Origin of the sequence: Paenarthrobacter sp. AMU7, from assembly GCF_041200195.1 — a bacterium.
In the GTDB taxonomy this organism is placed as follows: Bacteria; Actinomycetota; Actinomycetes; order Actinomycetales; family Micrococcaceae; genus Arthrobacter.
In genome coordinates, this window is record NZ_CP165735.1 from 2035980 (window position 1) to 2060562 (window position 24583).

General features: G+C 63.5%; 22 protein-coding genes. 15 read left to right on the plus strand and 7 right to left on the minus strand.

Annotated features, from left to right (window positions below):
- Positions 1–25: 25 nt before the first annotated feature.
- The gene (locus tag ABQM86_RS09285) at positions 26–1216 is read left to right on the plus strand and encodes an alkaline phosphatase family protein (RefSeq protein WP_369746443.1); all 1191 of its coding nucleotides are present in this window, start codon (positions 26–28) and stop codon (positions 1214–1216) included.
- Complete coding sequence (locus ABQM86_RS09290) at positions 1209–1949, plus strand: thymidine kinase (RefSeq protein WP_369746444.1); 741 nt, start codon at positions 1209–1211, stop codon at positions 1947–1949. The genes ABQM86_RS09285 and ABQM86_RS09290 overlap by 8 nt, the downstream gene beginning before the upstream one ends.
- 9 nt (positions 1950–1958) lie before the next feature.
- Here ABQM86_RS09290 and sepH read toward each other — a convergent pair whose 3' ends face one another.
- Complete coding sequence (gene sepH, locus ABQM86_RS09295) at positions 1959–3299, minus strand: septation protein SepH (RefSeq protein ID WP_369746445.1); 1341 nt, start codon at positions 3297–3299, stop codon at positions 1959–1961.
- Between the two features lie 294 nt (positions 3300–3593).
- Between sepH and ABQM86_RS09300 the strand changes: the two genes are divergently transcribed.
- The gene (locus tag ABQM86_RS09300) at positions 3594–3893 is read left to right on the plus strand and encodes a DUF4193 domain-containing protein (protein WP_207597172.1); all 300 of its coding nucleotides are present in this window, start codon (positions 3594–3596) and stop codon (positions 3891–3893) included.
- Positions 3894–3929: 36 nt separating this feature from the next.
- Here the strand turns inward: ABQM86_RS09300 and ABQM86_RS09305 are convergent, their stop codons facing one another.
- Positions 3930–4427: a DUF3093 domain-containing protein gene (locus ABQM86_RS09305; RefSeq protein WP_198318398.1), complete on the minus strand. Its 498-nt coding sequence runs from the start codon at positions 4425–4427 to the stop codon at positions 3930–3932.
- 103 nt (positions 4428–4530) lie between these two features.
- Here ABQM86_RS09305 and dut point away from each other — a divergent pair, with 103 nt between their 5' ends.
- The 4 genes from dut (at position 4531) to ABQM86_RS09325 (ending at position 7072) form a co-directional block, all read left to right on the plus strand.
- The gene (dut, locus tag ABQM86_RS09310; protein ID WP_207597173.1) at positions 4531–5082 is read left to right on the plus strand and encodes a dUTP diphosphatase; all 552 of its coding nucleotides are present in this window, start codon (positions 4531–4533) and stop codon (positions 5080–5082) included.
- A gap of 97 nt (positions 5083–5179) precedes the next feature.
- Complete coding sequence (locus ABQM86_RS09315; RefSeq protein ID WP_369746446.1) at positions 5180–5923, plus strand: DUF3710 domain-containing protein; 744 nt, start codon at positions 5180–5182, stop codon at positions 5921–5923.
- Positions 5916–6293: a hypothetical protein gene (locus ABQM86_RS09320; protein ID WP_369746447.1), complete on the plus strand. Its 378-nt coding sequence runs from the start codon at positions 5916–5918 to the stop codon at positions 6291–6293. The genes ABQM86_RS09315 and ABQM86_RS09320 overlap by 8 nt, the downstream gene beginning before the upstream one ends.
- Positions 6290–7072, plus strand: a complete 783-nt coding sequence (locus tag ABQM86_RS09325) for a DUF3159 domain-containing protein (protein ID WP_280627750.1) — start codon at positions 6290–6292, stop codon at positions 7070–7072. The genes ABQM86_RS09320 and ABQM86_RS09325 overlap by 4 nt, the downstream gene beginning before the upstream one ends.
- Here ABQM86_RS09325 and ABQM86_RS09330 read toward each other — a convergent pair.
- Positions 7039–7776 (minus strand): TrkA family potassium uptake protein, encoded by a 738-nt coding sequence (locus ABQM86_RS09330; protein WP_207597176.1) that lies wholly within the window; start codon positions 7774–7776, stop codon positions 7039–7041. The genes ABQM86_RS09325 and ABQM86_RS09330 overlap by 34 nt on opposite strands.
- A complete protein-coding gene (locus ABQM86_RS09335) occupies positions 7776–8447 on the minus strand; it encodes a TrkA family potassium uptake protein (RefSeq protein ID WP_207597534.1) in 672 nt (223 codons plus the stop codon). Before ABQM86_RS09335 ends, ABQM86_RS09330 begins: the two co-directional genes overlap by 1 nt.
- Before the next feature lie 116 nt (positions 8448–8563).
- Between ABQM86_RS09335 and ABQM86_RS09340 the strand changes: the two genes are divergently transcribed.
- The 8 genes from ABQM86_RS09340 to ABQM86_RS09375 all read left to right on the plus strand — a co-directional run bounded on the left by ABQM86_RS09340 (position 8564) and on the right by ABQM86_RS09375 (position 19457).
- Complete coding sequence (locus ABQM86_RS09340) at positions 8564–10537, plus strand: APC family permease (RefSeq protein WP_207597177.1); 1974 nt, start codon at positions 8564–8566, stop codon at positions 10535–10537.
- On the plus strand, positions 10538–11911 hold the full coding sequence (locus ABQM86_RS09345) for a class I SAM-dependent RNA methyltransferase (protein WP_369746449.1): 1374 nt from the start codon (positions 10538–10540) through the stop codon (positions 11909–11911).
- 232 nt (positions 11912–12143) lie between these two features.
- Positions 12144–14951 carry an aconitate hydratase AcnA gene (gene acnA / locus ABQM86_RS09350; RefSeq protein ID WP_369746450.1) on the plus strand — a complete coding sequence of 936 codons (2808 nt, stop codon included), beginning with the start codon at positions 12144–12146 and terminating at the stop codon, positions 14949–14951.
- Between the two features lie 175 nt (positions 14952–15126).
- Positions 15127–17100 carry a 1-deoxy-D-xylulose-5-phosphate synthase gene (gene dxs / locus ABQM86_RS09355; RefSeq protein ID WP_207597180.1) on the plus strand — a complete coding sequence of 658 codons (1974 nt, stop codon included), beginning with the start codon at positions 15127–15129 and terminating at the stop codon, positions 17098–17100.
- Positions 17100–17663 carry a DUF402 domain-containing protein gene (locus ABQM86_RS09360; RefSeq protein WP_369746451.1) on the plus strand — a complete coding sequence of 188 codons (564 nt, stop codon included), beginning with the start codon at positions 17100–17102 and terminating at the stop codon, positions 17661–17663. The genes dxs and ABQM86_RS09360 overlap by 1 nt, the downstream gene beginning before the upstream one ends.
- Positions 17660–18220, plus strand: coding sequence for a hypothetical protein (locus tag ABQM86_RS09365; RefSeq protein ID WP_207597182.1), 561 nt, complete (start codon positions 17660–17662; stop codon positions 18218–18220). Before ABQM86_RS09360 ends, ABQM86_RS09365 begins: the two co-directional genes overlap by 4 nt.
- A 31-nt stretch (positions 18221–18251) precedes the next feature.
- The gene (locus ABQM86_RS09370; protein ID WP_207597183.1) at positions 18252–18470 is read left to right on the plus strand and encodes a hypothetical protein; all 219 of its coding nucleotides are present in this window, start codon (positions 18252–18254) and stop codon (positions 18468–18470) included.
- Positions 18471–18479: 9 nt separating this feature from the next.
- Complete coding sequence (locus ABQM86_RS09375; protein WP_369746452.1) at positions 18480–19457, plus strand: aldo/keto reductase; 978 nt, start codon at positions 18480–18482, stop codon at positions 19455–19457.
- Between the two features lie 159 nt (positions 19458–19616).
- Here ABQM86_RS09375 and ABQM86_RS09380 read toward each other — a convergent pair whose 3' ends face one another.
- From ABQM86_RS09380 to ABQM86_RS09390, 3 genes are all read right to left on the minus strand, one after another.
- Positions 19617–21761 (minus strand): 3-hydroxyacyl-CoA dehydrogenase NAD-binding domain-containing protein, encoded by a 2145-nt coding sequence (locus tag ABQM86_RS09380; protein ID WP_369746453.1) that lies wholly within the window; start codon positions 21759–21761, stop codon positions 19617–19619.
- The gene (locus ABQM86_RS09385; RefSeq protein ID WP_207597186.1) at positions 21758–23020 is read right to left on the minus strand and encodes an acetyl-CoA C-acyltransferase; all 1263 of its coding nucleotides are present in this window, start codon (positions 23018–23020) and stop codon (positions 21758–21760) included. The genes ABQM86_RS09380 and ABQM86_RS09385 overlap by 4 nt, the downstream gene beginning before the upstream one ends.
- Before the next feature lie 190 nt (positions 23021–23210).
- On the minus strand, positions 23211–24572 hold the full coding sequence (locus tag ABQM86_RS09390) for an HRDC domain-containing protein (RefSeq protein WP_207597187.1): 1362 nt from the start codon (positions 24570–24572) through the stop codon (positions 23211–23213).
- Between the last annotated feature and the right edge of the window lie 11 nt (positions 24573–24583).

A 24583-nucleotide genomic window follows, 5' to 3' on the forward strand; every position in this document is an offset into this window, starting at 1 on the left:
GGACGCCGCGCAGACCTCGTCCCCGGTGACCCACGACGCAGCCGATCTCCCCTCAGCCCCGCTGTTCGGGAGCAAGTCGATCGCGGAAGTCTTCACGAGTTCCGCCGCTGCTCTCGGAGTGCCCGGGTTCACCAACCACTTGCAGGTGCCGGCATCCCAGCGTATCTGCGTGGTCCTCGCCGATGGTTTGGGCCGCAACCTGCTCAAACAGAAGGCCTCCCACACGCCCTTCCTCCGCTCAGTCCTGGCCGAAGGACAGGGTAACGTCCCGCAGTGGATCGACTCAGCATTCCCCAGCACCACGGCAGCCTCCCTGGCGAGCCTGGGCACCGGCTTGCCCGCCGGACAACATGGCATGGTGGGATACGACGTCCTGGATCCAGCGCAGGACAAGGTAGTGAACCTCCTGGGCAATTGGGATTCACAGGTGGATCCTGTGGAGTGGCAGCCCCACTCCACCGTCTTTGAACGACTGGCCGAGGAACTGGACGTGGTGACCGTCAGCCTGCCTCAATTCGGTAACTCGCCCATGACGCAGGCCGCACTGCGGGGGAGCAGGTTTATTGGCGGCACTACGCTGCATGCGCGGACGGCCGCGGCCGCGGAAGCAATGTCCGGTGGCGGACGTTCCCTGATGTACTTCTACCTCAATGAGCTGGACAAAGCGGGCCACCGCCATGGCTGCCAGTCGGACCGTTGGGAGCATCAACTCGAAGAACTGGATTCCGCGGTCAAACGGCTCTCCTCAACGCTCCCGGCAGGTACCACCATCCTGTTGACCGGTGACCACGGCATGGTGGACGTTCCCGAATCCCAGAGACTCGACTACTCCGCCGATGAACCCTTGGTGGCAGGAGTCAGGCACACTGCAGGGGAGCCGCGCATGGTGCACCTGTACCTTGAACCCGATGCCACCGCGGAGCATCGCGAAGCCCTGCTCGCAGCCTGGCGTCATCGCTTCGGTGAGAGGATCTGGGCTTTCACGCGGAACCAGGCCATGGACGCCGGATTGTTCGGTGCTGTCCGCCCCGAGGTTGCGCCGCGCATTGGCGATGTCATGATCGCAGCCCGCGACACCCTGGCACTCTATGACACCCGCCGTGCCCGCCCCGCTTCCCTGGAGGTAGTGGGCCAGCACGGTTCGCTGACCAAAGCCGAGCGCGAAGTTCCCTTGGTGTGCTTCGCTGCTGCCGGCAAGAAGGGCAAACGTGGCTGAACTGGTCTTCTTCTCAGGCACCATGGACTGCGGCAAGTCCACCCTTGCCCTCCAGATGGACCACAACCACCGCGCAAGGGGCCGCGGAGGTGTTCGCTTCAGCTGCAACGACCGCGCCGGATACTCCACCATCTCCAGCAGGTTGGGACTCCACATCGACGCCGTTGAGGTGGAGGGTGACACCGACTTCTGGGACGAAGTTGTGGTCCGCCGCACCAGCGGACTCCGCGTGGACTACCTTATTTGCGATGAAGCGCAGTTCTATACACCCGCCCAAGTGGAGCAGTTGGCACGTGTGGTGGATGAGATGGAGGTGGACGTCTTCGCCTTTGGCATCACCTCGGACTTCCGCACCCGGCTGTTTCCTGGGTCACAGCGCCTCATTGAGCTGGCCGATAAGGTCCAAGTGCTGCAAGTGGAAGCACTGTGCTGGTGCGGGCGCCGGGCAACTCAGAATGCCCGGACGGTGAACGGCATCATGGTGGTGGAAGGCAAGCAGGTGATGGTGGGTGACGTGGCACCAGCCACCGGGGGCGAGCACGTAGAAGGCAGTCCGGAGGCCGGCGTCGAAGGCCGTGAGGCTTCGGTGGGTTACGAGACATTATGCCGCCGCCACTACATGCGGCGCGTCACGGTGCACGGTGCCAACCTGATGGCAGGGGCGGACCAGCCGCTCCCTTTCGACATTGACGCTTGCCTCTGGCCGGGCGCCGGGGAGCTCCGCCACGGCTAGCTTGTGGAATCAGTCTCCGCGGGCTCCAAAGACAATCTCGTCCCAGCTGGGAATGCTGGACCGCTTTGGCCGTGACGGTTGGCGTTCTGCGGGGGCATCGGGGTCCTTGCGGCCCCCGGAGTCCCCGGGGTTCTTGGAATCATCAGCAAGGGTTTCGCTGTCCCGATGATCTTCAGGAGATTCCTCCCGCGGAGAGTCCGTGTTTCGGACAGTGCTGTTGCCACCCAGGAGTTCGTCAAGCCCGGCAGGTTTGCGCCCTGTGAGTGAAGTGACGGGTCGCAGCGGGCCGGCTACCACCGTGATCTCCCGCGTTTCCGTGCTGACGCCGTGGTGCAGCTTCAGGGAATCGTCTTCATCTTCGTCGTGGGGTTCAAAGTGCCGTGGAGCCAGGCTCAGCCGCGAGAGCATGGAAGGGCGCCCGTCTTTACGTGCAGGTTCCTCCGCGACGGCCGGAGCCGGTTCGGGATCTGCAGCGTCGTTTTCTTCGAGGTCTTCGTGCTCGCTTCCGGGCCGCGGGTGGGCTGCGGGAACGTTGCTCAGCAGCACCGCCAAGGCGTCGTCTCCGTCTTCGTCCACGCCCAGGCGCTGACCCCGCCGCGAACGCAGCATTTCCAGGAGGCTGTCCGATTCCTTGGCGGACGCGCGGGCGGCTGTCTCAGCATCGGTTTCGAAATCGAAAGGCCGGTCCGAGACGGCAGCGAGCCTGCGCGCCGGGACGGGTCCATCCAGTGGCTCCAGCTCGCTGAGTTGTTGGGCCCAGCGGTTGGCGTTCTGAAGGGACTTGCGCTGCGGGCTGAAGGTCCACATGGCAGGAGGTTCCTCACCGATGCTGCCGTGGGTGCCCGGTACCGTTTCAAAGCGTGCGACGACGGTCCAGGAACCGTCCGTACGGCGCCACGAGTCCCATTCCACCGTGGCCGAATCGATGCCGTGGGCAGCGAGCCTGTGGTCTACCATTTCACCCAGCGTGGCCGGGTTGTCGCCGAAGGCCGAACGGTAGGCGTCGTGCCCGGGGGCAGGGGCAGCAACCTCAATGTTGCGTGCCTGCCTGGCTACGTACTCACGCTCTGCGAGGACAGGGCCTTCGTAGCGTTGGACGTTGGCGAGGGGCAGCCCGGACAGCTCGGCCACTTCGGCCGCGGTGGCCCCACTGCGGATCCTGGATTGGATGTCGCGCGGGGACATGGCAATGGCTGTGTTGGCGGCGCGTGCCGCCACTTGGGCAGGGGTCCGGCTCGCCGCTGACCTCAAGGCCTCGTCGATCGGAAGCTGGAACATCGCACCGCCGGGGCCGCTCAAAAGCAGATGCCCGCCGTCGTCGTGGACGCCTACCAGTCGTAGATCCTGCATAACACCCTCCACCACATGGCATAACTGACATTCGAAACTCTGCCACCCGCCGGGGTCTTTTCCTACTAGGAGGGAGGGCGTGCCGTGATATTCCGGTGAAACCGGCCCTGCGAGGAGTTCTTTCGGTGCTTTTTGGCAACGATTGGGGGCTATGGACATTCGTGGGCGGGAAGAGGACAATCTGGCCGATACCGGGCACAAATCCGAGGCGTGCAGCGTTGCACCCTTACCCCGGTGGCGATGGCCGCCGGACCGGCGAGAACCCACTGCAGACAGGGAGGACTAGGAAGGACCATGGCCACCGATTACGATGCCCCTCGAAAGACCGAGGAAGACGTCAGCGAGGATTCCCTGGAAGAACTCAAGACGCACCAGTCGGGGAAGCAATCTTCCGCCGTGGACGTCGATGAGTCGGACCTTGCCGACGGCTTCGAGTTGCCCGGTGCTGATTTATCCGGCGAAGAACTCCTGATCCAGGTCATGCCACCCCAACCGGACGAGTTCACCTGCTTCAATTGCTTCCTGGTGAAGCACAAGTCCCAAATCGCCACCGAGCGTGGCGGACATTTGTACTGCACGGAGTGCGAAGGATAGGAACACCAGCGTTCCCGGGGTTCCCGCAGGGACTTGTCAGTCCCGCGGGGTGGTGAGCGCCGAGACCAGTTCGTCAGGCCGGCGGGAAGAGGCGAGCCAGTACGGAGTCCGGTCCGCGGGGTCCGTGATCTCAATCTTGACCACGGGGTCGATCCAGCCACGGAAGCACATGTAAGCGAGTCCGTTGAGCCGGGGACCCCGCTCGGCGGTGGCTTCGCCTTTGGTGAAGGCCTGGACGGATCCCACGAACTTCCGGTCGATGCTGGCCCTGCCTACCCGGACCGTGGTGGGAGTGACCGTAATCGTGGGTGTTGAGAGCACCAACATGATGGTCATGATGGCCAGCAGGACCAAAGCCGCGATGATGCCCGTTGCTGCGCTGATGGGGCCGAACATCAGGATGCCGGCGCCGGACAGGCCCACCACCACAACCCAAATCCACACTGACGGCCACAGTTTCTCGGTGTAGAGAACCTCCGATGACGTCGGGGTGTTCCGGGCAGGCACGGGGGAGGACTGGTCAGGCGTAGGCATGCCTCCAGCTTATCCGGCCCTGCGCTGGTGCTGCGTCCACCCTCAAAGGCAGCGGCCGGCAGGCCGGGTGCGCAGGTTCCTGCTCCCAGTAGAATGGACCACTGTGAGCAATGAGACGGCAGTATTCAGCACAGACACCGCCCCCGGAACCGCCAACGGCAGTGAGACCCCCGCGGCCTACGGAGCCCCCACCTTGGAAGTCCAGCTGAAAATGCTCGACGCCGGGTTGGAAGCGCCGTCGTACGCGCACCCGGGAGATGCCGGAGCCGACCTCCGGGCCCGCGAGGACGTACACCTCGCCCCCGGTGAGCGGAAACTTGTTCCCACGGGCGTTTCGATAGCGCTGCCGAATGGTTTCGTGGCTCTTATCCACCCGCGGTCGGGGCTCGCCACCAAGCATGGGCTGACCGTCGTCAATGCTCCAGGCACTGTTGACGCAGGCTACCGGGGCGAGATCGCGGTGACGCTCCTGAATACCGATCAAGACCACGCCATCGACCTCAAGCGCGGCGATAGAATTGCACAAATGGTGATACAGCGCGTTGAGTACGCGCGGTTCGTGGCTGTAGACCAGCTGTCCGATTCCGTTCGTGGAACCGGCGGCTTCGGTTCCACCGGCGGCTTCAACGCACCGAAGCCCTCAGCAAACCACTGACCTCGCTGCGTCGGAGGCATCGCCTTGGCGTGGTTTTACATGGTTTAACGTGGGTGCGGTTTACTTGGGGATAGACCACTACTAAGGAGAAAACCCAATGCTTTTTGGGCGCGGCAAGAAGTCCAAGGACGAGCGGTCGGACACCGCCGGCACTGTCGAGGAATCCGGTGCTGAGGCACAAAGTCCTCAATCGGGCCAGCTTGGCACCCCCGGTGATTTCCGGCTTGCCAAAGGCCCCTTGGATATAGACGAGATCGAGGACCGTGACGGTTACGTGGACCTCGGGGCGCTGCTGATCGCTCCAGCCGAAGGTCTCCAGTTGAGGCTTGAGGTTGAAGAAGCCACCCAGCGTGTGGTGGCCGTGACCATGGACCTGGACGGTTCCAGCCTGCAGCTTCAGGCGTTTGCGGCTCCGCGGTCAGAAGGTTTGTGGGATGAGATCCGGGAACAGATCACCCAGTCCGTGGCCAGTCAGGGCGGGGAAACCGAAGAAGTTGCCGGAGCCTTTGGTACCGAGCTGGTCGCCAAGTTGCCCGCTGAAGCGGCCGATGGCAGCCGTGGTTTCCGTGCCGCGCGTTTCATGGGCGTGGACGGTCCGCGCTGGTTCCTCCGCGGCGTCCTCGGCGGGCAGGCTGCCTTGGAGCGGGACGCTGCAGCAGGGCTGGAAGAACTTTTCCGCCGTGTAGTGGTGGTGCGCGGCGACAACCCGATGCCTCCCCGCGAATTGCTGCAGCTGCGCCTGCCCAAGGACGCTGCCGTGCCGGGACAGGCCGGCGCTCCGCAGGCTGCACCGGCCATGGAACAGCCCGAACGAGGGCCGGAGATCACCCAGATTGGCTGACACTTCGGGCAGGGGAGGAACAGCCGGCCAGCGTCCCCGGACGCAGGGAGTCCGTGATCTTCCTGCCCGGGGGAGGGCGGTGTGCACCGGCTTCATCGAGTCGGTGACGCATCAGCCGCCCAGCGATCAGCCATTTTTTTCCGCTGTTGTCGTCGACGCCCTGGGTCCCGGACCACATCAGGTCATCAGTGCAGGTGGAATCCGGAAGCCCTACGACCGTCTCCGCGTCATTTGGCTCGGCAGGACACGCGTCCCCGGCATCGAGGCCGGTGTGCAGCTTCGCCTGAACGGCATGGTGACCCAGCTTGACGGTTTGCCGGCCATGTTCAATCCACGCTACGAAATACTTTCCCGTCAGGAGCACCTATGACCGTGTCCAATGGATCAGAACCCAAGGACACCGGGGGCGCTGTTCCCGATCAAAGGATGTCACCGCCGGATGATGCCCTCAAGCCGACGGCAGAAACCCCCAGTGTGTCCGATCTCGCTGCCGGCTACGCCGAAAAAGCCGGCCTCCACCGGAACAGCGCTGGGCATGTGGACATGCTGAAGTCCGCAGGTGGATGGCAGGGAATCGCTGAGAGCATTCTTCCGGGACTGGTGTTCCTGGTGGTTTTCACCGTGACCCGTGATCTGACCCCGGCGTTGGTGGCGGCTTTGGCCGCCGCCGCGGTTTTCACCGTGGTCCGGTTGATCCAACGGCGTCCCCTGACCCAGGCGCTGGCCGGTGTGGTGGGCGTCGGTATTTCCGCGTGGTTGGCCAATACCACGGGCAAGGCAGAGGACTTCTACGTCCTGGGCTTCTTCACCAATATCGCCTACATCGCCGCCATGGTGCTCTCCATTGTCCTCAAATGGCCGGTGGCGGGCCTTCTTTTTGGTTTCGTCCGCAATGAGGGCCTCGAGTGGCGGAAGGATCCCGAACGGCTCAGGGCTTACAAACTGGGAACGTGGATTGTGGTTGCGGTTCTTGCGCTGCGCCTTGTGGTGCAGGTGCCGTTGTACTTCCTGGGTGAGGCCGGCCTGACAGCGTTGGCGACCACCAGGCTCCTGATGGGCGCCCCGCTGTACATCCTGGGTCTCTGGGTGGCCTGGCTGCTCACCAAGCCTGCACCTCAGCCGTCGAAGCCGTCGTCCTCAGAGGACTGATCCGCGGCCGAAGACGTTTCCCCACGAGGTTCGCCGCCGTCGTCGGAACCTGGCGACAACAGTGACCGGAGGCCGTCTTCGGCTGCGATGGTGGTGACGAAGAACAGCTCGTCGCCGCCATCCAGGACATCGTCCCGGGTAGGAGTGATCGGCGCTTGGTCGCGAAGGATGGCTACCAGTGTTGCGTCCTCCGGCCAGTCGATCCCTCCGACCGTGCTGCCGATGACATGGGAGTCATGCGGGACGGTGAATTCGACGATCGAGGCCACACCGGTCTGGAGCGTCAGGAGGCGGACAATGTCGCCGATTTCCACGGCTTCTTCCACCAATGCCGTCATGAGCTGCGGGGTGTTCACCGCGACGTCGACGCCCCAGGAATCATTGAACATCCAGTCATTCTTGGGGTTGTTCACACGGCCCACGGTGCGTCCCACGCCAAACTCGGTCTTGGCCAGCAGGGAAACCACAAGGTTGACTTTGTCGTCGCCCGTGGCTGACACCACGACGTCGGCATCCTCAAGTTTTGCGTCCTGCAGGGTGCTGAGTTCACAGGCGTCTCCCACCAACCAGCGGGCGCCCCGCAGTCCGCTGCGGCCAATCACCTCGGGCTTGAGGTCGATCAGCAGTATCTGGTGCTTGTGGGCCAGAAGTTCGCGGGCAATGGACGAGCCGACGCTTCCTGCGCCAACAATGACAACTTTCACTAAGACTCCTTGGCGGGTGCTTTGGCGAGGATCCGGCTGATCTCGGACGTTCTGTCCAGGCTCAGCATCGCGTGGACCGTATCGCCTTCCTGGTAAGCCGTGCCGGCCTGGGGGAGCACGCCCTCACCAAACCGGGTGAGGAAGGCGATGCGGATTCCCGAGGCCGCCTCGATCGAAGCGAGGCTGTGCCCAATCCAATCCTCGTGCAGCTCCACTTCGGCCAGCACGAGCCGGCCTGAGGGCTCACGGTAGTCTCCGGCCAAATGCTGCTCCGGAAGAATGCGGCGAAGGACCTGGTCGGCGCTCCAGCGGACGGCTGCCACCGTGGGGATGCCCAGTCGCTGGTAGATTTCGGCGCGGCCGGGATCGTAGATCCGTGCCACGACGTGGGCAACGTGGAAGGTCTCACGGGCCACCCGGGTGGCCAGGATGTTCGAGTTGTCGCCACTGGAGACGGCGGCGAAGGCGTAGGCCTCTTCCACGCCGGCTTGCTTGAGGGTGTCCCGGTCGAAACCCACCCCGGTGACCTTGCGGCCGGTAAAGGTGTTGCGCAACCTGCGGAAGGCCCGCTCGTCCTGGTCGATGATGGCGACCGAATGGCCGGCATCCTCCAAAGTGTGTGCCAGGGTTGCGCCAACACGGCCGCAACCCATGATCACGAAGTGAGCCACCATGTCTCCTTTATCTGTGCTGTCCGTCCCGCTCGGTATGACTTTACCGGTGCCGCGTGGCTGCGCCTGCGAACGACCGTCATGACATCGATGGGGATTCAGAGTAGCTTTGCGGAGTGCTGACAATTTTGAATGCTGCGAAGCGGGTGTTGGTGGGCCGGCCAGTCAGGAACGACCGCCTGTCCCACACCTTGTTGCCCAAACGCATCGCTTTGCCGATCTTCGCCTCGGATGCGCTGTCTTCGGTAGCCTATGCCCCTGACGAAATCCTGCTGACACTCGCCCTGGCCGGAGTCAGCGCAGTGGCCTTCTCTCCACTTGTCGGCCTCGCGGTCATGGTGGTTTTGCTCACAGTAGTGGCGTCCTACCGGCAAAATGTCCACGCCTATCCATCCGGCGGCGGCGACTACGAAATCGCCAGCGTCAACCTGGGCAAGTATGCCGGGCTCACGGTGGCGTCGGCCCTGCTGGTGGACTACGTGCTGACAGTGGCGGTGTCCATGTCCTCGGCGGCCACCTACCTCACTACGGCCATTCCCTCGCTGCACGGCCAGCAGGCACTCATCGCCACCATCGGCGTGGTCATCCTTGCGCTGGTCAACCTCCGCGGGGTCAGGGAAGCCGGGACGCTCTTCGCTGTCCCCACCTATATCTTCATGGCGTCCATCCTCGGCATGACCGCGGTAGGCATCTTCCAAGCAGCTACCGGGACACTGGGTGAGGCACCCTCCGCCAACTTCACCATCGTCCCGGAGCCAGGCTTCGACGAGGGATTGGTGGGCCTTGCCGGAGCTTTCCTGCTGCTGCGGGCCTTTTCCTCCGGGGCCGCGGCGCTCACAGGTGTTGAGGCCATCAGCAACGGCGTTCCCAATTTCAGGAAACCAAAGAGCAAGAATGCGGCCAGCACGCTGCTGCTGTTGGGCGTCATAGCGGCCTCCATGCTGGCCGGAATCCTCTACCTTGCCAACGCCACCAAGGTGCACATTGTCCTGGACCCCGCGCGCGAGTTCCTGGTGGATGGCAAACCCCTGCCGGAGGGCTACATCCAGACGCCTGCCATCAGCCAGATCGCGGACACCATCTTTGGCTCGGGCTCCATCCTTTTCTATGTCGTGGTGGCTGCCACGGGTGTGATCCTGGTGTTCGCCTCCAACACCGCCTTCAACGGCTTTCCCGTGCTTGGCTCCATCCTGGCCCAGGACGGTTACCTTCCCCGCCAGCTCCGAACCAGGGGTGACCGCCTTGCCTTCAGCAACGGCGTTCTCGCCCTGGCGGCCGGCGCACTGGTGCTCATCCTTGCGTTCAATGCCGATGTCACCAAGCTGATTCAGCTTTATATTGTGGGTGTCTTCATCTCGTTCACGGCCAGCCAGCTCGGGATGATCCGCCACTGGGGCCGGGAGCTGAAGCTTGCCAGGGACAAGGCTGTCCGCCGCCGCATCTTCAAGTCGCGAACCATCAACATGCTGGGCTTTGGCATGACCGCATTGGTCTTGGTGATCGTCTTGATCACCAAGTTCGAGCAAGGTGCCTGGATCGCTTTGCTTGCGATGTTTGTCCTCTTCCTCATCATGTGGAGCATCCGGGCCCACTATGACAATGTGGCCCGGGAACTGGCCGTTGACGAGGACTCGTCCCCGCGTGCGTTGCCCACCCGTGTCCACGCGGTACTGCTTGTCTCGCACGTACGCAAGCCTGTCCTGAGGGCACTGGCCTATGCCAGGGCGTCGAGGCCTTCACGCCTTGACGCAATTACCGTGGACATCAATACCGAGGAGACCGAACACACCGTCCGGGATTGGGAGAAACTGGAAATTCCGGTTCCCCTGACCGTCCTGGCCAGCCCGTACCGCGAGACCGTGACGCCCATCATGGATTACATCAAGAACATGCGCCGTGATTCGCCGCGGGACTTGATCGTGGTTTACATCCCCGAATATGTCGTGGGCAAATGGTGGGAACAACTGGTCCATAACCAGACAGCACTCAGAATCAAGACGAGGCTCCACTTTGAACCTGGAGTCATGGTTGCCAGCGTTCCGTGGCAGCTGAAATCCTCCGAAGAAGCAAAGGCACTGCAGGATACCTAAATGACCTCCCACAGCAATTCCTCCCACACCGATCACCCCGTCAATGACCACCAAGGGGCATCCGGTACTGAACTGGTCGTTGACATTGGTCCCATAGCCCACGGAGGGCACTTCGTCGCGCGGCACGAAGGGCGCGTCATCTTCGTCCGGCACGCCATCCCGGGGGAGAAGGTCCGTATCCGGTTGACTGACTCCGGTGACTCGTCGCGCTTCTGGCGGGCCGACGTCGTCGAAGTCCTTGACGCTTCGCCCCACCGGGTCCCGCACTTTTGGAGGGCAGCGGATTCCCAGGCCTCCTGGCGCCGTGGCGGGCCGCCGGTTGGCGGCGCCGAGCTCGGGCATATTTCGCTGGAGCACCAGCGTGCCCTGAAAGCCGAGGTGCTGGCTGAACAACTCAAACGGCTTGCCGGGCTTGACCTCGCCACAGAGGTGGAAGCCGTGGGGGACCATAACGACGACGGCCTCGGCTGGCGCACACGCGCCGGCTTTGCCGTGACCTCCAAGGGGCGGTTGGGCATGCACGCCCACCGCTCGGACGTGGTGCTTCCCATCAAGGAGATGCCGTTGGCGCTCCCGGAACTGAACGACCTGAAGCTGTGGGACCTTGACCTCTCGGGCATCGCCCGCGTCGAGGTTGCGGTCCCGGCCAATGGATCCAGGCCCCTGATACTGCTGGCGCCGGAGGAGGGGACGAGCCCCAAGAGGGTGCACAGCATTTTGTCGCAGTTGCCGCATGACGTGTCGGTCGCCAGCTTCGACCCCAGCAAGGGAGAGGTCCTGCAGCTCCGGGGGAGAACCTGGGTGCAGGAGACCGCGGCCGGCCACGAGTACCGGGTCACCGGCGAGGGTTTCTGGCAGATCCACAAGAACGCACCGGAAACGCTCGTGGGCGCTGTGACGGACTATCTTTCGCATGGCGGGTACTTGCAGCCGGGCGCCGCAGTTGCCGACCTCTACGCCGGTGCCGGGCTGTTCACGGCACCGCTGGCCGATGCCGTGGGTGTCACTGGATCGGTGCTCTCGGTGGAGGGTGCCCCCGGCGCGAGCCGCGACGCACGTAAGAACCTGCACGGTGAGCCGCAGGTGGAAATCGTCCAAGGGCGGGTGGAACGCGTGCTGCACCAGAGTGCCCGGAGCTTCGATTCCGTGGTGCTGGATCCACCGCGGGCCGGAGCCGGAAAGGCTGTGGTCAAGCAATTGATGGCCACTGGTCCCCGCGCAATCGCCTATGTGTCCTGCGATCCTGCTTCCTTTGCGCGTGATCTGGGTTACTTCCATCAGGGAGGTTGGCGCCTGGAGTCACTGCGGGCCTTCGATCTCTACCCCCATACCCACCACCTCGAAACTGTGGGCTTGATCGTCCCTTCCGCCTAGCCGGAGTGTCGCCCGCCCGCCGCAGTGCGGCGGGCGGCGCCGTGTTTGGTTGGCGACATGCCACTCTTGGGGCGGATGCCACTACGATGGGCGTAGTAGCCCCGCTTCGCTGGAATCATCGCCGCGGACCGGGGTGACCACGAGAGATGCCGCCCGGCTAAGTAAGGTGCGCCTAACTGGCTAGCGGCCAACCACGCGACAAAGATGAAACTGTTGCGAGAGGAGTCCTGCCATGAGCACTGTGGACAGCTTCGGTTCCAAAGGCGTACTGAATGTAGCCGGCACCGATTATGAAATTTTCCGGTTGAACTCCGTAGAGGGCGCAGACAGCCTTCCGTTCAGCCTTAAGGTATTGCTTGAAAACCTCCTGCGGACTGAGGATGGCGCCAATATTACGGCGGACCATGTCCGCGCCCTGGCCGGTTGGGATCCCAATGCGGAGCCCGATACGGAAATCCAGTTCACCCCGGCACGTGTCATCATGCAGGACTTCACTGGTGTTCCCTGCGTCGTTGACCTCGCCACCATGCGCGAAGCAGTCAAGGAACTCGGCGGCGATCCCAAGCGCGTCAACCCCTTGGCGCCTGCAGAAATGGTCATCGACCACTCCGTCCAGATCGACGCCTTCGGTAACTCCGGCGCACTGGAGCGCAACATGGAGATCGAATACCAGCGCAATGGTGAGCGCTACCAGTTCCTTCGCTGGGGCCAGACCGCGTTCGACGACTTCAAAGTTGTCCCGCCGGGAACCGGTATTGTCCACCAGGTCAACATCGAGTACCTGGCACGCACCGTGATGACCCGCGAGGTAGACGGCGTTCTTCGTGCCTACCCCGACACCTGTGTGGGCACTGACTCGCACACCACCATGGTCAACGGCCTGGGCATCCTGGGTTGGGGCGTCGGCGGCATCGAAGCCGAGGCAGCAATGCTTGGCCAGCCCGTTTCCATGCTGATCCCCCGCGTAGTGGGCTTCAAGCTCAAGGGCAGCATCCCGGCCGGCGCTACCGCCACCGACGTCGTCCTGACCATCACCGAAATGCTGCGCAAGCACGGTGTTGTTGGCAAGTTCGTTGAGTTCTACGGTGAAGGCGTTGCCGCTGTGCCGTTGGCCAACCGCGCCACCATCGGCAACATGAGCCCGGAGTTCGGTTCCACGGCTGCCATGTTCCCCATCGACGACGTCACCCTGGAGTACCTGCGCCTGACCGGCCGTTCCGAAGCAAACGTCGCCCTCGTGGAGGCGTACAGCAAGGAACAGGGCCTCTGGCACGATCCCTCCCGCGAACTGCGCTTCTCCGAGTTCCTTGAGTTGGACCTGTCCACGGTTGTTCCTTCCATTTCCGGCCCCAAGCGTCCCCAGGACCGCATTGAGCTCACGGACGCCAAGGAGCAGTTCCGTAAGGACATCCACAACTACGTGGCCATCGAAGACGGCAGCGTTGACGAGTCGCTGGACGAGTCCTTCCCGGCGTCGGACGCGCCGTCGTTCACTCATGCTGACTCGCACACCACGGAGACGGAGCGCGTTTACTCCGCCGCCAACGGTGCGCATGGCCGCCCGTCGTCGCCGGTCAAGGTCAAGACTGCCGACGGACGCGAATTCGAGCTGGACCATGGTGCAGTGTCGATCGCATCGATCACGTCCTGCACCAACACGTCCAACCCGTCGGTGATGCTTGCTGCTGCCCTCCTGGCACGCAACGCCGTGGACAAGGGCCTGACGTCCAAGCCGTGGGTCAAGACCTCTGTTGCCCCCGGCTCCAAGGTGGTCACTGACTACTACGAAAAGTCCGGCCTCACGCCGTACCTGGAGAAGCTCGGCTTCTACATCGTCGGTTACGGTTGCGCCACCTGTATCGGTAACTCCGGTCCGCTGGAGCCTGAAATCTCCGAGGCTATCCAGGCCAACGATCTTTCCGTCACCGCAGTCCTCTCCGGCAACCGCAACTTCGAAGGCCGCATCAACCCGGACGTGAAGATGAACTACCTGGCGTCGCCGCCGCTGGTCATCGCCTACGCCCTGGCCGGTTCCATGGACTTCGATTTCGACACCGATGCCCTGGGCACCGACTCGGAAGGCAACGAGGTCTTCCTGAAGGACATCTGGCCGAACCCCACGGAGGTGCAGGAAGTCATCGACTCCTCCATCGACGAGGCCATGTTCGCCAAGGGTTACGAGGGCGTCTTCGACGGCGACGACCGTTGGAAGGCCCTCGATACCCCTGCAGGCGACACCTTCGCATGGGCCGAGGACTCCACCTACGTGCGGAAGCCCCCATACTTCGAGGGCATGAAGGCACAGCCGGACCCCGTCCAGGACATCGAGGGCGCCCGCGTCCTCCTGAAGCTCGGCGACTCCGTCACCACGGACCACATCTCCCCGGCTGGCTCGTTCAAGTCGGACACCCCTGCAGGCCAGTACCTCCTGGCCAACGGTGTGGAGCGCAAGGACTTCAACTCCTACGGTTCGCGCCGTGGCAACCACGAAGTCATGATCCGCGGTACCTTCGCCAACATCCGCATCAAGAACCAGCTCCTGGACGGCGTCGAGGGTGGCTTCACCCGCGACTTCAGCCAGGAAGGTGCACCGCAGGCGTACGTGTACGACGCCGCCCAGAACTACCAGGCAGCGGGAACGCCGCTGGTGGTGCTGGCAGGCAAGGAATACGGTTCGGGTTCTTCCCGTGACTGGGCTGCAAAGGGCACCGCGCTCCTGGGCGTCAAGGCCGTCATCGCCGAGAGCTACGAGCGTATCCACCGCTCCAACCTGATCGGCATGGGCGTCCTCCCGCTGCAGTACCCCGCAGGTGAGTCGGCAGCAACCCTGGGCCTGACCGGTGCGGAAACGTTCGCAGTTGAAGGCGTCACCGAGCTGAACAACGGCACCACGCCGAAGACGCTCAAAGTGACGGCTACGGCAGAGGACGGTACCGTCAAGTCCTTCGACGCGGTTCTGCGCATCGATACCCCGGGTGAAGCGGACTACTACCGCAACGGCGGCATCCTGCAGTACGTGCTGCGCCAGATCTCCGCATAGCGAGTCGGCCGGTTTCCGGCTGATCCTGATGCCAGACAGCCCCGGCTGGTCGCCTGACCAGCCGGGGCTGTTGGCGTCCTGGTCCCGCCGCGATGCGGATCGTCGCGGTGGGAAACGCGCAGGCCCGGGCACGCGCTAAAGTTAACAAGCACGTCATTCACCCTAAGGAGGGCCGTTGGGACTTTTGGAAACCGTCAAGGATCCACAGGACCTGGCCAAACTGTCCGGCACCGAGCTGGAACAACTGGCCGGCGAAATCAGGGAATTCCTGATCACCAACGTAGCCGCGACAGGCGGACACCTGGGTCCAAACCTTGGTGTCGTTGAACTCACCCTGGCCGTCCACCGGATTTTCGAGTCCCCGCGGGACAGCATTGTCTTCGACACCGGGCATCAGTCCTACGTGCACAAACTGCTTACCGGCCGCCAGGATTTCAGCACCCTCCGCCAGCAGGGTGGGCTCTCCGGATATCCGGAGCGCGCTGAATCAGAGCACGACATTGTGGAGAGCTCCCACGCCTCGTCCTCCCTGTCCTGGGCCGACGGCATTTCACGGGCCCGGCAGCTGACCGGCGAAGGTGACCGGTTCGTCGTCGCGGTGGTGGGCGATGGCGCACTCACCGGTGGCATGACGTGGGAAGCCATCAATAACATTGCCGCTGACAAACGGCGGCGTGTGGTCATTGTGGTCAATGACAACGGCCGTTCCTACGCACCCACTGTTGGCGGCTTTGCCGACTACCTCGCTTCACTGCGCCCCACCATCGACTCCCTGCGCACCACTCCGGCGTACGAGCGGATGCTGGACTGGTGGAAGAAAAAGCTCCAGAACGGCGGTCCCGCCGGGCAATTCACCTACAAGAGCCTGCACGCCATGAAGAAGGGCATCAAGGACTGGTGGGCTCCCCAAGGCATGTTCGAGGACCTGGGCATGAAGTACATCGGTCCGGTGGACGGGCACAGTCTCCAGGCCATGGAGAATGCGCTGAACACCGCCAAGGCTTACGGAGGCCCGGTGATCGTGCACGCGATGACTGAGAAGGGCCACGGTTATGCCCCGGCCCTGGCCAACGAGGCAGACCAATTCCACGCCGTGGGAATCATCGACCCCGAAACGGGCGAGTCCACGGAGATGCCTGGCGCCAGGTCATGGACCTCGGTGTTCGCTGAGGAGATCGCGGACATCGCTGATGAGCGCGAGGACATCGTGGGCATTACAGGCGCCATGCTGATCCCCGTGGGCCTGCACAAATTTGCTGAGCGGCACCCGGAACGCGTCATCGACGTCGGCATCGCTGAGCAGCACGCCCTCACGTCTGCTGCAGGCATGGCCTTCGGCGGCCTGCATCCCGTGGTGGCGGTCTATGCCACCTTCCTGAACCGGGCCTTTGACCAGCTCCTCATGGATGTGGCCCTGCATAAGGCCGGCGTCACGATTGTCCTGGACCGGGCCGGCGTCACCGGCCCGGACGGCCCCAGCCACCACGGCATGTGGGACATGGCGATGGTCCAGATCGTGCCGGGACTCCATTTGGCCGCACCCCGCGATGCCACCAGGCTCCGGGAAGAATTGCGGGAGGCTGTGGCGGTTGACGACGCCCCCACGGTGGTGCGGTTCTCCAAAGGCAGCGTCGGTTCCGAAGTTGAAGCGATTGAACGGCTTCACGACGGCGTTGACATCCTTGCCCGCCGACCCGAGGGATCCACCGAAAACGATGTCCTCATCGTCAGCGTCGGCGCCATGTCTGAGCTCGCGCTGGATGTGGCCGGCCGGCTGGGTGCCCAAGGCATCAGTTCCACGGTAGTGGACCCCCGTTGGGTCCTTCCCGTCCGTAAATCGATCATTGCTCTCGCTGCCCGCCATCGCTTGGTCATCTGCATTGAAGACGGCGTGCGTGCCGGTGGTGTTGGCTCCCGCATCCGGCAGGAGATGCGTGCTGCGGGGGTGGATACGGCCCTCAATGAAGTCGGTTTGCCTGTGGAGTTCCTGGTCCACGGCTCCCGGAGCCAGGTCCTGGAACGCGTTGGACTCACCGCCCAGAAGATAACGCACGACGTCGTAGCCCAGGTTCTGGGGACCAAGGTCCCCTTCGCGAGGCCCCTCCCAGGCCAGGAACACCCCACCACCGGCAGTCTGCCCACGTTGTGATGAATAACCCCGGACCGGGCGCACTGCAGCCCGGTGACCTCGTTGTGTCGAGGAACAGGAAATGGAACGGCAAAGCCCATTGGGTGGTGCCTGGCCGGTATCTTGGCGAAGACCTTCACGGCTGGTGGATTTTCCAGGGCGCGGGGGAGTTCTGTTCCCGTCCCGGGGCAGCCTTCTACACGGCTTCGGACGCTGTCCTGCTGGTCCCGAGGACCGGCGAGTTTGTGGCGACCTTTTACGACGATACGTACCCGGGGGACTTCCGCATTTACGTTGACCTCGCCACGTCCCACGGCTGGAACACCATCAGGCCCGGCGTCACGGAGTTCCACATGATCGACATGGACTTGGACGTGATCCGTTCCACCCGGCACGGTGTGTTTGTTGACGATGAAGACGAGTTTGAGCAGCACCGGGTGGCCATGGGCTATCCGCACGACACAGTGGCCGCTATGCGCACGGAATGCGCCGCCCTCTTGGAGGCTGTAGCGGCCATGAAAGCACCGTTCGACGTCACTGGTGCCAGCACCAGCGCCGAATGGTTCAGAAAAGGACGGGCATGAGCGGCATTATTCGCACGTACAAGCGGGACGATGAGGGAGTACTTCACTTCCGGGAAGCCTGGTACGACGACGAGGACCAGCAGTTCGTGATTAATCACGGCGTGGTGGGTCATCAGAGCAAAACCGACGAAACCGGCGTGGAGGACGAATCCTCGGTGGAGGGCCTGATGTCGGCATTCGCTGCGCAGTGCGAGGAAGACGGATACGCGGAGATTCCAGAGTCGGAGCAGTTCTGGGTTGTTGCCCAGATTGCCCTCAAGACCAAGGACGGCACCGAGCGGGACCGTCATCTTGAACGGAAAGCCAAGGCCGCCCTGACAGGGGAACTGGCATGGCGCGGGTTGGGCATCGTGGACCGGTCCGAAATAGGCAATGGCCACTTGAACATCTTCTGCCTCTGCCCGGACGTCAACAAGGCCGTGAATGCCATCAAGATCTGTGTTCGTGGTGAGGACCTTGACTTCACCAAACTCACTATCGCTGCGGCGCCCCACAGCGAGCCCGACGCCTTCCGGCTGAAGCACTCGCCCAAGCAGGGCGTGGGCTTTACTCTCTAAGTAGCACCCCAACGCACCAGGAGGGACTTCCATGGCGTCCAAGAGCAACTGGCCCGGACATACACCACTGCCCAAGGGCCTCGCTGCACCGGCGAGACGGGCTTTGGCGCACGAAGGAATTGAGACCCTGGAGCAGTTGGCGGAATTCGGAGAGGTGAAAATCTCCAAGCTCCACGGCATGGGGCCGGTGGCCATCGCCCAGCTTGAGGATGCCATGGAGGAATCGGGAATCTCCTACAGCGGCGGCTAGGCTGATTTCATGACTGAATACCGACGCCTTGGCCATTCCGGATTGACTGTCTCAGCTGTTGGGCTGGGCTGCAACAATCTTGGACGCGCCAATACACCCACCGAGTCCCAGGAGGGCACGGACGACGTTGTCCATGCCGCGCTTGATGCCGGAGTGACCTTCTTTGACGTTGCCGATGTCTACGGCCGCGAGCCGGGACTGAGCGAGGCCATGTTGGGCAAGGCGCTCAAGGGCCGGCGTGACGACGTAGTCATCGGCACCAAGTTCGGCATGGACATGCGTGGAGTCAACGGCAACGACTTCGACGCCCGCGGTTCGCGCCGCTACATTGTGAGGGCCGTGGAAGCATCGCTCCGCCGCTTGGACACAGAGTGGATCGATCTCTACCAGTTCCATACCCCGGACGCGCGGACGCCCATCGAGGAGACCCTGGCCGCCTTGGATGACCTGGTGTCCAGCGGCAAGGTGCGGTACATCGGCCATTCCAACTTTGCCGGCTGGCAGATCGCTGAAGCGGAGTACGTCGGGCGCCAGCTTGGGGGCGCGCGCTTCATCTCGACGCAAAATCATTACAACCTCCTGGACCGGCGCGCAGAACTCGAGGTGCTTCCCGCGGCGGGAGCCTTTTCCTTGGGCGTCCTTCCTTACTTCCCCTTGGCCAACGGGCTGCTCACCGGAAAGTACTCTGCGGGCAAGGCCCCTGAAGGTTCCCGCTTGAGCCACACCCGCACCAACCTGGTGGACGACGCCGATTGGGACCAGCTGGGTCGCTTCGGCCAGTTCGCCAAGGAGCGGGACATCAGTGAATTGCAGCTGGCCTTCTCCTGGCTTGCCGCGCAGCCCGGTGTCGGCAGCGTGATCGCGGGCGCCACGCGTCCGGAGCAGATCCGCGAAAATGCCGAAGCTGTGTGCTGGGTACCTACCAAGGAAGACCTCGCGGAGCTGGATGAGATCTTCCCGCGGACGCCGAAGGTTGCACTCTTCTAGCCCGCTAGCACATCCCGCCCCCCGTCGGGCGTCCCTCTCGCAGAAAACAGACCCTAAAACGGAACGCTCTCCCACCTCGGTGAGAGAGCGTTCCGGTTTGGGCTGCGGGATGTGAGAGAGCGATCGGTTTAAGGGCCCGGGATGTGAGAGAGGGACGGATCAGGCAGGGGCTGATGCGACGCCGGGGGCGAGGAACCTCTTGCCGTTGACCCGCTCCGAAGCGCCCACGCGATCCAGGTACGGTGTGATGCCTCCGAGGAACATCGGCCAGCCGGCGCCCATGATGACGCAAAGGTCGATGTCTTCCGGTCCGGAGACCACGCCCTCGGCGAGCATGAGCCCGATTTCCTCGGCCAGGGCATCCTGCGTGCGTCGAAGGACGTCCTCGCCGGTGGACGGGGTGTCGCCGAAGGACATAATGGCCAAAGTCTCAGCCGGGATAACAGGAGTCCCATCGGGGCCTGGGACCCATAGTGACTTTACTCCGTTGTCGATGAGCTTCTGCAGGTTCTGCGAGACGGGGAACCGGTCGCCGAACGCTGTGTGCAGGGACTCCTGCACATGCTGGGCGACCGGCAGGCCAACCATGGCAGCCAGGGTGAACGGCGACATCGGCAGCCCCAGGGGACGCAGGGCGTTGTCAGCGACGTCGGCAGGTGTTCCTTCGTCGAACGCTGCGATGACTTCACCCATGAGGCGGAGCAGGATGCGGTTGACCACAAAGGCTGCGGCATCCTTGACCAGCACCGCAGTCTTCTTGAGACCCTTGGCGAGTTCGAAGGCGGTGGCCAGCACGGCGTCGTCCGTCTTGGGTGCCCGCACAATCTCCAGGAGGGGCATGACAGCCACCGGGTTGAAGAAGTGGAAGCCCACCAGGCGTTCCGGGTGCTTCAGGTCCTCGGCCATGGCAGTGACAGACAGCGAAGACGTGTTGGTGGCCAGGATGCATTCGGGAGAAACAATTGCTTCAACCTCCGCGAAGACCTGCTTCTTGATGTGCAGTTCTTCGAAAACGGCCTCGATGACGAAGTCGGCGTCGGCGAAGGCTTCCTTGGAGACGGAACCCGTAATGAGCGCCTTGGTCCTGTTGGCGGCGTCGGGCTTGATCCGCTTCTTGGCCAGCATCTTGTCCACTTCGGCATGGACGTAGGCAACGCCCTTGTCCACCCTCGCCTGATCGATGTCGGTCATCACTACAGGGACTTTCAGCTGCCGGGCGAACAGCAAGGCCAGCTGGCTTGCCATGAGCCCTGCGCCTACCACGCCGACCTTGGTGACCGGGCGGGCAAGCTTGCGGTCAGGGGCCCCTGCAGGACGCTTTGAGCGCTTCTGGACAAGGTCCAGGAAAGCGTACACAGTGGAGCGGAACTCGTCCGTTTGCATGAGCCCTGCGAGGGTCTCACACTCGAGCTCTGCCGATTCCGCCTGTGTCATGGTGCGGTTGGCTTCCATGACGTCCAGGACCTTTGCCGGGGCAGGGGAGGCATTGGAGGTCTTGGACTCCACAAAAGCCCGTCCAGCGGTAACTGCGGCTGCCCACCGCCCAGCGACTGCGTCGTCCGCGGCATCTACGGAGTTCTTCCGCTCAGGTGTGACGTCGCCTGAAATAACCTTTGCCGCCCATGCGAGCGACTGTTCCACGAAGTCGGCAGGCTCGAAGATGGCATCGGCCACCCCCAGCTCGAATGCCTGCGGTCCGGTGAGTGTCCGGTTGTTGCTCAGGGGATTCTCGATCATCACCTTGACGGCGTTCTCGGGACCGATGAGGCGCGGCAGGATATAGACGCCACCCCACCCCGGCACGAGGCCGATGAACGCTTCGGGGAGGGCCAAGGCGCCGGCACCGGTGGAGACGGTCCGGTACGTCGACTGCAGGGCGATTTCGAGTCCGCCGCCCAGGGCAAGGCCGTTGATGAAGGCGAAGCTTGGCACGCCAAGATTTGCCAGGGTGCTGTAGACGGCGTGGCCAAGCTGTGCCATCCAGAGGCCGTGCTCGCGCTCCTTGAGCGTTTTGACGGCCGACAGGTCGGCGCCGGCCACCAGGAAGTAAGGCTTGCCCGTGACACCGACACCCACGATGTCACCCCGTGAAGCGCGTTCCTTGAGTTGGTCCAGGACGCCGCCCAGTTCAACCAGCGTGTTGGGGCCCAGCGTGGTGGGCTTGGAGTGGTCCAAGCCATTGTCCAGGGTGATCAGCGCAAAGGTTCCTGCGCCACCCGGCAGCTGAATGTCCTGCACGTAGGAGTGGGTGACCACTTCGTCAGGGAAGAGGGCGGCGAGCTTCTGGAATTCGGCGGCGCTCATGCGGCGGCTCCTTCGGTGGTGGCGGTCTCAGCGGTGGAGGAAGCGTAGTCGGGGTGGTGCGGGTTCTCCCAGATCACTGTTGCACCCATGCCCAGGCCGATGCACATAGTGGTGATGCCGTAGCGCACTGTGGGATCCTCCTCGAATTGCCGGGCCAGCTGGTTCATCAGGCGGACGCCGGAGGAAGCAAGCGGATGTCCGACGGCGATCGCACCGCCATAGCGGTTGACGCGGGGGTCATTGTCGGCGATGCCGAAGTGGTCCAGGAAGCTCAGTACCTGGACCGCGAAGGCTTCATTGATCTCGAAGAGCCCGATGTCTTCTATTCCCAGTCCGGCGTTCTTGAGCGCCTTTTCCGTCGCCGGAACGGGGCCAATGCCCATGACCTCCGGTTCGACGCCCGCGAAGGCGTAGGAGACAAGGCGCATCTTGACGGAGAGTCCCAGCTCCTCGGCGGCTTCGGCCGACGCGAGAACGGCCGCCGTCGCGCCGTCATTCAGGCCAGCGGCGTTTCCGGCAGTGACGCGGCCGTGGGCACGGAAAGGGGTGCGAAGTTCGGCGAGGTCGGCCACCGTGGTTCCGGGGCGAGGGGGTTCGTCCGTGGTGTGGAGCGCCCAGCCCTGGCCCGGCTTCATGGTGGCCACGGGGACGAGGTCGTGCTGTATTTGTTCGTTGGAGTACGCTGCGGCGAGCTTGGCTTGCGAAGCAGCGGCATAGGCATCCGTGCGGTCCTTGGTGATGGCCGGGAACCGGTCGTGCAGGTTTTCTGCCGTGTTGCCCATGTTCAGGGCAGCCGGGTCCACCAGCCGCTCGGACATGAACCGCGGATTGGGGTCGGCTCCGGCGCCCATGGGGTGGTTGCCCATATGTTCCACTCCGCCGGCGATGACGACGTCGTAGGCGCCAAAGCCGATGCCACTCGCCGTCGTGGTGACCGCCGTCATGGCGCCTGCGCACATGCGGTCGATGGCGAAGCCGGGAACGGTGCGCGGGAGGCCGGCCAGCAACGCGGCGGTGCGGCCGATGGTGAGGCCCTGGTCTCCGGTCTGCGTGGTGGCGGCAATGGCTACCTCGTCCACGCGGTCTGCTGGCAGGGACGGATTGCGCCGCATCAGTTCGCGGATGCACTTCACCACGAGGTCATCGGCCCTGGTGCCCGCGTAGATTCCCTTGTCGCCGGCTTTGCCGAACGGGGTGCGGACTCCGTCCACGAAAACGACATCGCGGACATTCCTTTGGGCACTGCGTGATGGACTCATGTATTAACTCCTCGTTGAGACATGGCGCCGGCCCGCGTCGCGGGTGCTCCGGTTGGCATTAACGCAATGTTACTCGCCGGTAACTTACGGTGCAAGGTGTGTCGGCCTCCTGCCGAGTGACCCTGGAGACGCGAAAGGCCCGCCGCTGCGAACCGTAGTTCGGGTGACGGGCCCGGCAGTCTGGACAGACTCAGGCGGAGTCCGATGACTGTTGGGTTTCCTGTGCCTGCCGGCTGTCCTTCGTTTTGGATTCTTTGGCCGGCAGGGGTTTGGGGTTCAAGCAGGCGTCGGTGAGGATTGGTGCGGCGAAGGAGACCTGCCATTCGCGGGCACCCAGCTCCCGCAATTCAGCAGATACCGTTTCCAGGGATATGTCCGACGGTGGCCGCCAGGTAATCCGCCTCAGGAAGTCCGGTGTCAGCAGGTTCTCCACCGGCAGGTTGAGTTCGTCAGCCTTGGCCTGCAGCGCGGGCCGGGCGGTGGCCAGGCGTGCTGCAGCCTCCGGGTCGCGGTCCACCCACACCCGCGGCGGCGGTGGAGCGTTGGTGGGCAGATGCAAGGGCGGAAGATCAGTCAGGGTGCGGGCGATGGTGATGCATCGCAGCCAGCGCGGTGCCTCCCGTTGGGCAGAGCGGCCGTGGAATCCCTTGGTGGCCAGTAGTTGGGGGACAGTGGTGGGCATGGCTTTCGCGGCGGCCACCAAGGCCGAATCAGGAATCAGGCGCCCCGGCGCCACATCGCGTTTACGTGCCAGCTGATCGCGCTCCTGCCAGAGTTCGCGGACTGCTGCCAACTGACGGCGGTCCCGGATCTGGTGCAACCCGGACGTTTTCCGCCAGGGATCGACGCGGGGCGGTGAAATACCGGCGGCAAGGATGCCGGCGAATTCCTGTTCGGCGTACTCCAGCTTGCCGTCCGCCTCCAGCAACTCGATGAGCTCTTCGCGCAATTCCGCAAGAACTTCGACGTCGAGCGCTGCATACCGGAGCCAAGGCTCGGGCAGTGGGCGGGTGGACCAGTCGGCTGCAGAATGTTCTTTTGCCAGGCCGAATCCGAGGAGTTGCTCGATGACGGCCGCCAGGCCTACGCGGGGAAGGCCGGCAAGGCGGGCGGCAAGTTCGGTGTCGAACAGTTTGTCGGGCCACATGCCGAGTTCGGACAGGCAGGGAAGGTCCTGGGTGGCTGCATGCAGGATCCATTCGACGCCTCGGAGAGCCTCGTTGATGATGTCCAGGTTGTCGAAAGGCTCGGGGTCGATCAGCCAGGTTCCCGCTCCGTCGCGGCGGATCTGCACCAGGAAGGCGCGTTGGCCGTAACGGAAGCCGGAGGCGCGCTCTGCGTCCACGCCGGCCGGTCCTGTTCCGGCGGCGATGGCGGCGGCGCATCGTTCAAGTCCGGCCGGAGTGTCGATGACCAGGGGGACGCCTTCGCGTGGCGTATCGAGATCGATGACTTCGGGGACGTGGCTGTCAAAGCCGTCTACCTTGATGTGGGTGGTGGGATCAGCAACCGGATCGCCGGCTGTGGTTTTATCCAGATTTTCAGGGGTCATGGTGGCTTAAG

Excerpts from the sequence above, each read along its gene's own strand:
- ABQM86_RS09325 (WP_280627750.1), top strand. The coding sequence starts at position 6,290 with ATGACCGTGTCCAATGGATCAGAACCCAAGGACACCGGGGGCGCTGTT.
- ABQM86_RS09365 (WP_207597182.1), top strand. The coding sequence starts at position 17,660 with ATGAGCGGCATTATTCGCACGTACAAGCGGGACGATGAGGGAGTACTT.
- ABQM86_RS09360 (WP_369746451.1), top strand. The coding sequence starts at position 17,100 with ATGAATAACCCCGGACCGGGCGCACTGCAGCCCGGTGACCTCGTTGTG.
- ABQM86_RS09380 (WP_369746453.1), bottom strand. The coding sequence starts at position 21,761 with ATGAGCGCCGCCGAATTCCAGAAGCTCGCCGCCCTCTTCCCTGACGAA.
- ABQM86_RS09390 (WP_207597187.1), bottom strand. The coding sequence starts at position 24,572 with ATGACCCCTGAAAATCTGGATAAAACCACAGCCGGCGATCCGGTTGCT.
- ABQM86_RS09315 (WP_369746446.1), top strand. The coding sequence starts at position 5,180 with ATGCTTTTTGGGCGCGGCAAGAAGTCCAAGGACGAGCGGTCGGACACC.
- ABQM86_RS09370 (WP_207597183.1), top strand. The coding sequence starts at position 18,252 with ATGGCGTCCAAGAGCAACTGGCCCGGACATACACCACTGCCCAAGGGC.
- acnA (WP_369746450.1), top strand. The coding sequence starts at position 12,144 with ATGAGCACTGTGGACAGCTTCGGTTCCAAAGGCGTACTGAATGTAGCC.
- ABQM86_RS09385 (WP_207597186.1), bottom strand. The coding sequence starts at position 23,020 with ATGAGTCCATCACGCAGTGCCCAAAGGAATGTCCGCGATGTCGTTTTC.
- ABQM86_RS09305 (WP_198318398.1), bottom strand. The coding sequence starts at position 4,427 with ATGCCTACGCCTGACCAGTCCTCCCCCGTGCCTGCCCGGAACACCCCG.
- ABQM86_RS09300 (WP_207597172.1), top strand. The coding sequence starts at position 3,594 with ATGGCCACCGATTACGATGCCCCTCGAAAGACCGAGGAAGACGTCAGC.
- sepH (WP_369746445.1), bottom strand. The coding sequence starts at position 3,299 with ATGCAGGATCTACGACTGGTAGGCGTCCACGACGACGGCGGGCATCTG.
- ABQM86_RS09375 (WP_369746452.1), top strand. The coding sequence starts at position 18,480 with ATGACTGAATACCGACGCCTTGGCCATTCCGGATTGACTGTCTCAGCT.
- ABQM86_RS09345 (WP_369746449.1), top strand. The coding sequence starts at position 10,538 with ATGACCTCCCACAGCAATTCCTCCCACACCGATCACCCCGTCAATGAC.